This is a genomic window from Bartonella sp. AP150HLJHH (assembly GCF_042196385.1).
Taxonomy (GTDB): Bacteria; Pseudomonadota; Alphaproteobacteria; order Rhizobiales; family Rhizobiaceae; genus Bartonella.
Genome location: NZ_JBHIQC010000031.1, coordinates 1 through 10,409, shown reverse-complemented (window position 1 = coordinate 10,409; position 10,409 = coordinate 1). Strand labels below are relative to the sequence as shown.

The following is a 10,409-nucleotide window of genomic DNA, read 5'->3' as shown; positions in this document are numbered from 1 at the left end:
ATTATGGCATGTGGAACGGGGAAGACTTTCACAAGCCTTAAGATAGCAGAACACATAGCAGGAAAAGGCAAGCGTGTGTTGTTTCTGGTGCCTTCTCTTGCTTTAGTCTCGCAAACGATCCGTGAATGGACAGCCGATGCACAAGTGCCCTTGCGTTCCTTTGCGGTGTGTTCAGATACAAAAGTAGGCAAGCGTCGTAAAAACCAAGATGATATTGTTGGCATGGAAACCTCAGATCTTGTTCTCCCTGCTACAACAGATGCAAAAGCCCTTGCCAAAGAAGCTCGTGAAAACCTAGCAAATGCAATGACGGTTATCTTTTCAACCTATCATTCTATCCAAGTGATTTCGGATGCACAAAAAGAGCATGGTTTACCCGAATTTGATTTGATCATTTGTGATGAAGCGCATAGAACAACTGGGGCTTCATTGGGAAGTGAAGACAATGAATCTGAATTTATCAAGGTTCATGATAACAGCATTATTCGAGGTAAAAAACGTCTGTATATGACAGCAACGCCTCGTATCTTTAGTGACACTGCTAAAAGGCACGCTGATGAGATCAATGCCGTTCTCGCCTCTATGGATGATGAAGCACTTTTTGGAAAACAACTCCATCATTATACCTTCGCAGAAGCTGTTGATAATGAACTGTTAACCCCTTACAAAATTGTGGTCTTAGGCATTAATGAAACCTATATCACACCAGCCATACAGGAGATTATTGCCAATGAAAACCGTGAAATTGATTTAGATGATGCGGCAAAAATTATTGGCTGTTATAGAGCACTTACCAAAATAGATAAGCAAGCGGCTGTTGATGATGATGATACAGAGCCCATGCAATGTGCTTTAGCTTTTTGCAAAGACATTAACACCTCTCAATATATAACAAAGCTCTTTAATAAAATTATCAAATCTCATATTGATGATTTCCTTCAAACCGTTCCCTTTCTAAACTGTGAAGTAAGACATATTGACGGAACGCAAAGTGTCAAAAAACGCAATGAGGAACTGGATTGGCTTAAAGAAGATGCGGGTCAAAATGTTTGTCGGATTTTAAGCAATGTTCGGTGTCTGTCTGAAGGAATTGACGTCCCTGCTCTTGATGCGATCATGTTCTTACACCCGCGCAATAGCCAAGTGGATGTGATACAGGCGGTAGGGCGTGTGATGCGCCGTGCTCCAAATAAAAAAACGGGCTATATCATTTTACCCATTATCATTCCTTCACACTTAGAAGCCAAAAAGGCTTTAAAAAACAATAAGAGATACCGTGTTGTTTGGCAAGTTTTGCATGCTTTACATTCTCATGATGAAAGGCTTGCTCGGACGATTAATCAAATGTCTTTAGGACAAGATAGCAGCCATACGATTGAGATTATAGAGATTAAGCGTGCCAATGAATTACAAGAACTCACCACAACGGTTGATGAGATCTCGATACCATCAAAAGCAGAAAGTTCTGGACGTGTCATTGGAACAGCAGAAAGCAAATCTCAATCGGTATCTGGAGGACAAGAAGACTTATTCCCCCGTTCTGAATTTTTTGATTTTGTCAAAGCCATTTTTCTGGATAGTTTTAAAATCACGGATTATTGGGGCATATGGGCGAACAATGTTGCTGAGATTGCTCAAAACCATATCAATCATCTTAAAGATATGATTTCCGATGAAAAGAGTGAAGCCTTTCACGCCTTTGATGCATTCCATAAGGAATTAAAGAACAACGTCAACAGTGAAATCAAACAAGAGGAAGCCATTGAGATGCTTGCACAACATCTTGTCACGCGTCCCGTGTTTGAAGCCTTGTTTGAAGGCAATGAATTTGTACAGAACAATGCCATTTCGCAAGCAATGGATAAGATCTTAACGGAACTGGATAAAACCAATATCGAAGAGAAAACGAAAGATCTTGATAAATTTTACAAAAGTGTCACATTCTGTACAGCAGGTATCACCGAAACGCATGCAAAACAGAATCTTATTATCAAACTTTATGAAAGTTTTTTTGCCAAGGCATTTAAGAAAACCACGGATAAGCTTGGGATTGTTTATACACCCGTTGAGGTTGTTGATTTTATCATTCATTCTGTTGATGATGTGTTGCGTAATGAGTTTGGAAAAAGCTTGGGGTCACGGGGTGTTTCTATTCTTGACCCTTTCACTGGAACGGGAACCTTTATTACACGGCTTTTACAATCCAATCTCATCAAACCAGAGGATATGGAATATAAGTTCCGTCATGATATCCACGCCAATGAGATTGTTTTGCTTGCCTATTACATAGCAGCGATTAACATTGAATCGACTTATCATAGTTTGATGAAAGGTGAGTATATCCCTTTCAAGCATATTGGTTTGACTGATACGTTTCAGATGCTTGAAGAAAAGAACCTTCTGCAAAAATTATTCAAAGAAAACAGTGAATATTTAGAACACCAGAAAAATCTAAATATCGAAGTTATCTTTGGCAATCCTCCCTATTCAACAGGTCAAAAAAGTGCTAATGACAATGCAAAGAATACCCCTTATCCCATATTAAATGACCGTATTCGTGAAACCTATGCTGCTCAATCTGAATCAATCAATATGCAAGCACTTTACGATAGTTATATTCGTGCTATACGCTGGGCTAGTGATCGTATTGATAATGCTGGGGTAATCGGCTTTGTTTCTGGATCTGGTTATATAGAAAAGTCGACAATGGATGGTTTACGAAAATCTTTAGCCAACGAATTTACGAGCATTTATGTACTTAATTTACGGGGGGATATCCGTAAAAATATGTTAAGCGATGGAAAAGCTCAAGAAGGAGAAAATGTTTTTGGTAGTGGTAGTATGACTGGTATTGCCGTAACCTTATTTATCAAAAATCCCAATGTTTCTGAAGAATGTAAAATTTACTATCATGATATTGGTAATAATCGTACGATAAAAGAAAAACTTACAGCTCTTGAATACTTTGGTAGTGTTGGTGGTATTACACGTAAACAAAGCTGGCAAATGATTACACCAGATAAACATGGTGATTGGATAAATCAACGTGATGACAGTTTTGAAACATTCTTAGCTCTAGGTGATAAGAAACCTTATGATAAAAAACTGTTTGAGATTTATTCTTGTGGTCTAAAAACTAATCGTGATGCTTGGGCATATAACTCCAGCCGTGAAGTTTTAAAGAAAAACATGAATAATATGATTGCTTCCTATAATAGCGAAGTGGAACATTTTAATGATACTTATGTACATACTGACCGAAAAACACGTGCTAATGTCGTAGACGATTTCGTCAATACGGATGAACGCAAAATTAGTTGGAGTATTAATCTTAAAAAACATTTAACTAAAGGAAAGATTTTTGAATTTGAAGATATATGCCTTATTCAAAGCCTTTATCGTCCTTTTATACAGCAATGGCTTTATTACAATCGTGCCTTTAATGAAATGGTTGCTAAAATTCCTTGTATATTTCCGATGGGGAAAACGGTTGAAAATAAAGTAATTCAAATTACAGGCATAGGAGCAAGGTGTGGTTTTTCTGTATTTATGACTAAAAATGTGCCTGATTTTCATGCGATGGATACTAGTCAATGCTTTCCGCGCTATATTTACAAAGATAGCACGATCTCAAAAGATAAAAACAAGAAACAATCCTATTTATTTACAGAAGAAAGTAAAACAGCTAGTTTACAAAAGCGTGATGCCATTACGAATGAAGGGTTAGAACATTTTAAAGCCGCTTATCCTAATGAAACTATCACGAAAGATGATTTATTCTATTACGTTTATGGAATTTTGCATTCGGAAGATTACCGCTCTCGTTATGCTGATAACCTCTCTAAAGAATTGCCTCGTATCCCGTGTGTAAAAAATGCTGATGATTTTTGGAAGTTTGTGACAGCAGGACGTGAACTGGGTCATTTGCATGTGAATTATGAAGATGTAAAACCTTATCCAGTAACCTTTAAAAAGGGTAATCCAAAACAGACAGAGATCTCTAATCCCGAAAAGTTTTATTATGTAACTGAAATGAAATTCGCAAAAATTAAGAATAGTAAGGAAAAGGATAAATCAACTGTTTTTTACAATAGCAATATCACAATAACAGATATCCCTCTTGAAGCTTATGAGTATATCGTTAATGGCAAGCCCGCTCTTGAATGGGTTATGGGGCGTCAATGTGTTAAGACTGATAAAAAGAGTGGTATTGTGAATGATGCCAATCGCTATGCTGTTGAAACCGTTGGCAACCCTGCCTACCCTCTAGAGTTATTTCAAAGGGTTATTACCGTAAGTTTAGAAACAATGAAGATTGTTAAGAACTTACCAAAATTAGAAATAAGAGAAACTGAATAAGCTTATTAAAGCATGCTCACATAATGAGTGTGATAACCTTACAAGGGGTATAAGGTCTTATAGCTATAGGTTCCTATACCCCCTTTATACATTGCTTACATACAATCTCTAAAAGGAGTGTTTATATGCGTTATTCTAAAAAAGAGCATTTGCACTTTTTAACACTGTACTTTGGATTGCTTTAAGGCTTATAAGAAATCCCATCTTAAAGTGAATTAGATTTTTTACATTGCCTTTAAAAGATTATACCGTAATCTAAAATGAGTGCTTTATTGTTTTCAAAAGCTTTATTTAAAGAGAGTTATATATATTCATTTTCTTATATTACTTATAGGTTTTGAAGGTTTCTCACACCCTCAAAATACCTTCAAAAATATACCGTTGGTTGTATTTATAGGTTGTGTTTTAATATAGATTGTATCTCTAAAATGCTAATATATTGAAATATAATGACTTTTATTTTTTATTGAAAAATATGTAAAGGGGGGGCGTAAAAAGCACCTCCAAAACCCCCAAAAACCCCTAAACCTCCAAAACTCATAACCATAATGGTCTTGATAGCATTTCTTATGAGTTACAAGCTATCTTTTGAAAGGCTTAAAGGATCATATGCTTTTCATAAAGCACGTTGTAATCATTCTCTAAAATCATAAGTTTATCTATTCAAATGAACTTATAAAAATTCATAAAAGGGATTTTGATAACGTAATCAGTTTTTACTTTCATACGCTTTTCATAAGACACGCACTAATTACTCACTAAAATAATCTAGTTATCAGTTCAATTTACTGACACAAACTGACAAGTTTTAATCAACTCACATCATTGGTTATCTTTAAAGATTGTACTATTGATATGAGTTGTGTTATTAAAATAATAACATATTGAAATATAATGTTTTTAATTTTTTCTCATTTAAAAAAATGCCATAGGGGCTAAAAAGAACTGACAACACTGACATAGGTCTATTAAAAGGTATTTTTCTCATCTCTATAATTGTCAGTTTCTATTGAGATGTTTTCATAACAGGCAATAAATCGCAATTATCCTATTATCAACTAGTTGTATAACATCATCTAAGGTATAGGTTTTCATGAATTTTCCCCTGCATACTCTTTAATTCTTTTACAGAGAAATTCATAAAAATTACTTGCGTAATATTCGGAATCTTCAGATGTATACTTGAGATAGAGTGGGCATTCACCATCCCGAAACTGCGTATAATCAAAATAAAAGGTTTCACCAAAATCAGTTGTGCAGATAACAAGTTGTTTGGGGTCCGTAAAGCCATCTCTTCTATCAAGCAAATTTCGGTAAACAATATCACCAGCAGGAATACCTGCACAGATTTCATAAATACTGAATATTTCTTCACCTCCAACTTCTCCGCCTCCATAATTTTTTAAAAAACCCTTATAGGAAGAGGTAAATTGTAAATCGAGAGTGTTCTCAGCTGTTTTAATCCGTACATCATCAGGGGCATTATCTTTAGTACCAAAATTAATAGCATGACTATGCATATCAATATATTGTGCAACATCCGATAAAGTATAACTTTTCATAAATTTTTCTCCATAAGTCACAGTGTGTTTTTACTCATAATGAGTGTTTCTACTGATCAATATTCTCTACTATAGCCAATGGAATTTGGATTACATTGATAGAATATAAAGGATGTTTTCTTGAAGGAGCTCTTTTCTCATTTGTCTCTGTGCAATCATCTCGCATTTACAATATATGATATAATTAAAGGGGATGATCATTAAAGCTTAGAGAGCGCCTTTTAGTGTCATTACTCCAATATTTGCAATAATTACTTTTTCTTTTTTCTTGCTGAGGAGTCTTTTTTTGAAATCCAACAAATAACTTTTCTGATAAAATTTTCCTTTGGCTTCATAGGCGCAACAAAACTCTTGTCTTGATAAAATGAGTAGAGAACCTCAGCCATAGGACCTTCTTGTGTCATAGGATATAACATAATAGGCCTACAATCGACTCCAATAGGAGCTCTTCCTGATACCATTCTTTCCACATTTGTACCTGTTACTATCTGTCCTTTTTCTTTCCAAGAAGAAACTGTTTCAGGCTCAAACAGCTCATCTCCCTGATAAACTTTTTTACCTTTAAATTCCACAGGTTCAGCTGCTCCCATAATTTTTTTCTTTATCCATTTCATGATTCATAAGCCCCTCGATTTTTTCAAAATAATCAATGTATTCTTTGTTCTAAATAGACTTAACAAACTCTCCTTCCAAGAAGGAGGTTATTCCTCGCTAGAAAGCTCTAAGTGACTATCAAAATCTTTTGCTACCCATTCAATCAAAGCGTAGCTCACTTGCTTCACCTTTGCTACTTCTTTGGCTAAAGCTAATGCACGTTCAAGGTGGGTTTTGTTGATGCTCTCGTCAAAGCCTAGGTGATCACCTGCCGTAAAGCTTTTCTGATAAGATTGCAAGGCTTCAACATCACCCAATAAAGCAAGAGCGCCAAGATGAAGTAAAGCATAATCCGTAGACGTGGCGCCTTTTTCCCAAGGAGCTATACCATAATCAGAGCGAAGTCTTTTAGAAAGGTCAATGTCTTTGACTGACCATTCTAGCGCATCATCAAGTGCTTGCTTTAAGCGATCCGCAGTAACTTCTGGTTCAAAGATTTCTAATCCCTTGGCTTCAAAATTAAGCTGTATATCTGGAATATCTTCCGTGTGGGTAGGATCAATGAATTTACAAGCGGTGGAAAGAATGCCCGTGCTAATCATAAAGGCGCTATCAAATTGCGGGTAGTCTTTGGCAATTTCGTCGTTATAAAGAATATCTACTTCACGATCAGCCAATTGATAGCTTGCCATATAATCATTCTCATTGATTTTCTCGGTTGACCAGCCTAGGATTTTTAAAAGTGCATGAGCACTTTCCATGGTGAGACGATCATCAGTATCATCCGCTTCATTTACTTCTTCTGCCACTTCAACAGAAGTTGTTTTAGAAGCAACAGATGCTGTTTGCGCATCCAAGCTTAAAATCGGTGCATTTTTCGGAAAACCTGCTCGATAACCCCGTGCAAGAGTAAGAGAGTTGTCAATCGTATATTTCGTGATACCTTCCACAAAGCCTAGATGGTTCTTTGCCCTGAAACTTTCCTTATAAAATTTGAGCTTTTCAATATCACCAATCAGAATGAGTGCTATAAAGTGACGTGCCACAAGGTGAGCTTCACTGTTTGTTGGCAAAGCGGCATAATCATAGATGATTTGATTGACATTTTGCCGATCAGCCCACTCAAGTATATCTGTACAAATCTCCTTTAGCTTGCCTTCATCCAATTCAGTACTAGAAACTGTATAAAATTCTTCTGCCTCTTTGAGAGCTATATATTGGGGCAATCTAGGAAACATCTCTCTATGAGCAGTAGAAAAGCCAAGTGTTGAAAGCGAAGCCTTAAATACAACAATCGGCTCTTCTTCATCACTTTGAAGACTGTACATTATATTGATGATACGGTCTTTACTTACAAAATAAGCATTGCGATCATAGTTCTTATCGCGATAAACTGTCCACCCCATCCTTTTTAAGTCTTCAGAAACTGTATTAAGAAAAGACAAATCTTGCAAACTAAGACGATCATCTATGGCTTTTCGCTCATTAAAGATTTTCAGATGCTCTTCAGCAAATTGAACTGCGTGATTAACATACTTCTCCACTTCACGGTCTTCTAAATGTCCAGAAATCGTACCGGCTTCTAAAAAATTTTGATAAGATTTCAGGATATCAATTTGACCTGTCAATGCTAAACAAGCTAAATGCCAGACTATACGTATATTGTAGCTATACTTTTGAACACGTGTTTTGCTTTCTATTGATGCTTGTAAATCTTGGGCACGTGCCCATTGTATTATTCGCTCAGAGATTTTGATAAGCTCTTTCTCATCTAATGTCTCTACACAAATATCAATGCCTTTATCAAAACCACTAAAAATCCCCCCCCCAATCGTGTTAAAAGAATTATAAGTATTTGTAGGTGATATGCACCGATACTCCCCACTATAGTGAATATATTTACAAGCTACAGAAATAATTTCATTAGATATTTCAGCTTCAATACGGACATTGTAATTATCATGAAGACGTATAAAACCAAAATCAAATTGAATAAAGCGGTCGGGCAAAACCAACCACATTTTTCTAGGCTCCGTAGAAAACCACCCTTGTGTTTTAAGAACGCGCATTGCTGCTGTGAGACTCATCTGTTGCTTTTTTGGCTTTTTACGCATTAGAATATCGTCTAATTCCCCATTTTTATAGGCCTGTGCAAAAAAAAGCAGGCGATCATCCGATGTCATTGTTTTATAATCTGCAAATTCTGGCACAGATAGTTTTGGGGTAGATCTATCACTCCTTAAAGCCTCCATATCACCAAGTAATGCTTGTGCAACGGCAGAATGATTAGTAGCTTCCTCGCACAACTTTTTTTCAATATCCTGTGCTTGCGCCCATGCAATCACTCTATTTAGAGCGTCCTTAATATGGCTTTCGGAAAGATCTGAAGGTTTAACATTAAAATCCTCCTTCGCGTAAAACAGCACATCTTCATATTTACGCTGTGATTTTTCACCTCTAGAATATTCCCGAGCAAGGCAATAGGAAGCAGTAGTGAGTTTAGCCGATAACCGGAACTCTTTGCCGCTCTCTCCATAATTTTTTATATCATAGCCTATGCCCACAATGCGGTCAGGAAGATGATAATGCGCGAAAGTGTCTCCCACTTCATCGCGATAGGGTTCCCAGCCCAGTATTTTTAAAATTTCTGTTACGTCTTTGGTTTGTATCTTCATTTATTGTCCCTGTACAAGTTCTTCTAAACGACCTGTATGACGGCTAATTTCATATTCGATAGGTCTTCCCCACTCCCTACCTAATTGGTTTTTAGCCCAATCTTTCTTAAAATCATCCAGTTGTTTCTGAGTTGGTTTCTTTTCGTCTATAAATTCTTTGAGTTCTTCCTGATATTTATTTAGCTTTTCTTTGTGTTCCTCAAGAAACTCTCTAATAACATCTCCCGTGGGTTTTGCATCTCCTGTTTTATAGGCTTCTTTCAAAATTTTTTGATTTTCTGTAAGCTTGGAATCACCTGTTTTTGTTTCTCTAATTTTTAATTCACCATTTTCTATATAAAGAAGATCAGGACGAGATCTTTTTTCAAGTGGTTTTCTTCCAAACATATCACTCTCAAACTCAGCTCCCTTCACCTCAGCCTTAAACGAGGGTTCTTTTTGGCATACCGTACATTCTTCCTTGTTTTCTAATTCTTGCTTGTCCTTATCACGTTTTTTGTCATGATGTTCTCTGTTTTTATTTCCTGTCTGCGGATCTTTGATCTTTTCGCCTTTGGCACTGTCTTCAGAGCCAATTTTTCCAACTGATTGAACAACTTCCTTTTCTGCTTTTGCAGCTGCTGCTTCAGTCTTAGCAGCGAATTTAGCCAGAGCCTTTTCGCCAAGCTTTATGGCTCCCTTGGCTGTTCCAGCTCCTCCCAAAAACAGCGTTGCTACTTCAGTCAATAATTTTCCAAATTCAAGACCAGCATTAAAGGAACCACCGGCACCGGCTCGCTCATATTCCTCCTCCATTTTATTAATGCGATCTACATAGGGCTGTGCAAAGGCATGCCCAAGGGTAGCCAAAACCTTACCACTGGTGAAGAAATCTTTGAGCGCTTTCAAAATCTCTTTGGAATTTTTGGCTATTTGTATCAAGTCACCAACCGTAGGAGAACTGATTATTTGCAAAAAACCATCAACCGTACCGTATACTTCAGCCGGTACACCAGCTACTATACCAGCCCCAAAGCTTGCATTTTGCCCCCAACTAATAGCAGACCATTTCGCAGTCACTTTTGCTTGACATAAAAGGTCAGGACACTCCTTTAATTCCTTTTCCATCTGAGCTTGTTGCGCACTGCTGAGGTAGTTATTTGCAGCGGCATTACCTGCGGCATCAGCGCCGGCATCAACATTGCCACCGGCAAGGGCAGCGGCAACGCCCCCAGCAGCC

At 37.0% G+C, this 10,409-nt stretch carries 4 protein-coding genes and 1 pseudogene; 1 reads left to right on the top strand and 4 read right to left on the bottom strand.

The annotated features are described in order from the left end of the window. Positions 1 to 4,359: type ISP restriction/modification enzyme (locus tag ACFING_RS08325; protein WP_375630442.1), on the top strand; the 4,359-nt coding region annotated here is incomplete at its 5' end. Between the two features lie 1,091 nt (positions 4,360 to 5,450). On the opposite strand, the gene ACFING_RS08320 is transcribed toward ACFING_RS08325, so the two are convergent. The 4 genes and pseudogenes from ACFING_RS08320 to ACFING_RS08305 all read right to left on the bottom strand — a co-directional run. After that, positions 5,451 to 5,921: an SMI1/KNR4 family protein gene (locus tag ACFING_RS08320; RefSeq protein ID WP_375630440.1), complete on the bottom strand. Its 471-nt coding sequence runs from the start codon at positions 5,919 to 5,921 to the stop codon at positions 5,451 to 5,453. A gap of 251 nt (positions 5,922 to 6,172) precedes the next feature. Beyond that, the gene (locus tag ACFING_RS08315; protein ID WP_375630439.1) at positions 6,173 to 6,535 is read right to left on the bottom strand and encodes an HNH/ENDO VII family nuclease; all 363 of its coding nucleotides are present in this window, start codon (positions 6,533 to 6,535) and stop codon (positions 6,173 to 6,175) included. Positions 6,536 to 6,622: 87 nt separating this feature from the next. Next, positions 6,623 to 9,190 carry a DUF6990 domain-containing protein gene (locus tag ACFING_RS08310; RefSeq protein WP_375630437.1) on the bottom strand — a complete coding sequence of 856 codons (2,568 nt, stop codon included), beginning with the start codon at positions 9,188 to 9,190 and terminating at the stop codon, positions 6,623 to 6,625. Next, positions 9,191 to 10,409: pseudogene (locus ACFING_RS08305) on the bottom strand (hypothetical protein); the annotation flags it as partial.